Annotated in this window: 1 protein-coding gene; it reads right to left on the bottom strand. The window is 54.0% G+C overall.

Features of this window, described 5'->3' with window-relative positions; translation table 11 throughout:
• Positions 1 to 125: 125 nt before the first annotated feature.
• A partial coding sequence (locus tag FKW19_RS15115; RefSeq protein WP_150225428.1) for an IS3 family transposase occupies positions 126 to 698 on the bottom strand: 573 nt, incomplete at its 5' end.

Genomic DNA, 698 nt, shown 5'->3' with positions numbered 1-698 from the left:
TCTGGCTGAGTCGTGATCGTAGGAGATCATACGATGCAGACGATAAGGGATATGTTTCCCCCTTCGCTCGGCACAACCGGGAGGACTGAATTGCCCCGGGTTTTGTGGAGACGTTTTTATCTGATTTAAGCGGCTAATGCATGTGATTTCTGTTGCGTATAAAAACGTGCTTCAGCTTCTGCTGGCGGGATGTTTCCAATGGAGGACAGGAGCCGCCGATTGTTGAACCAGTCGACCCATTTAAGCGTTGCCAGTTCAACCGCTTCCCTGTTTTTCCATGGTTCCTGCCGATAGATGAGTTCGGTTTTGTAAAGTCCGTTAATGGTCTCGGCCAGAGCGTTATCATAGGAATCCCCAACACTGCCGACAGAGGCAACGAGGCCCGCTTCAGCCCGCCTTTGCGTGTAGAGAATGGATACATATTGACAGCCGCGGTCGGAATGGTGGGTCACTTTGCCCTCGGGCTGCCGCTGGCACAGAGCCTGCTCAAGGGCATCCAGCACGAAGTCGGTATGGGCCGTTGAGGAGACACGCCAGCCCACGATGACCCGGGCAAATACATCAATGATGAAGGCCACATACACAAAGCCCTGCCAGGTGGAAACATACGTAAAATCCGAAACCCACAGTCTGTTGGGGGCTGGTGCATAAAACTGTCGCTGTACCAGATCCTGTGGACAGGGCCGCGCCGGATCGGG

The sequence above is a fragment of the Acetobacter sp. DmW_125128 genome (assembly GCF_008704325.1).
GTDB lineage: Bacteria > Pseudomonadota > Alphaproteobacteria > Acetobacterales > Acetobacteraceae > Acetobacter > Acetobacter oryzifermentans.
This window is presented reverse-complemented; position numbering and strand designations above follow the sequence as displayed.